Source organism: Flagellimonas olearia (genome assembly GCF_009184425.1).
GTDB lineage: Bacteria > Bacteroidota > Bacteroidia > Flavobacteriales > Flavobacteriaceae > Flagellimonas > Flagellimonas olearia.
Map to the genome: position 1 here is coordinate 1 of NZ_WELG01000180.1, position 323 is coordinate 323.

At 58.2% G+C, this 323-nt stretch carries 1 pseudogene; it reads right to left on the bottom strand.

Annotation, left to right across the window (positions count from 1 at the left end):
• Positions 1-323 (bottom strand): annotated as a pseudogene (locus F8C76_RS19585) (acetolactate synthase 3 large subunit); the annotation flags it as partial.

A 323-nucleotide genomic window follows, 5' to 3' on the forward strand; every position in this document is an offset into this window, starting at 1 on the left:
ATCACATCCGAGTTATGCATGGTCATGTTGGCTTCATAGGTGCCGTGCATGCCCAGCATACCCACGTTCTGACGGTCGGTACCGGGAAAGCCCCCCAGCCCCATCAGGGTATTGGTCACCGGGAAATTAAGCCGGTGGGCCAACTGGGTCAGCAACTCGCTGCCTTCACCCTGCACCACGCCACCGCCGGCATAAATCACCGGGCGCTTGGCTTTCATCAACTCGTCCAGCGCCTTACGGATCTGCCCGGAATGGCCGCGGCTCACCGGAGAGTAAGAGCGCATCTTCACTTTCTTGGGATACTCGTAGGGATTCTTGACGTT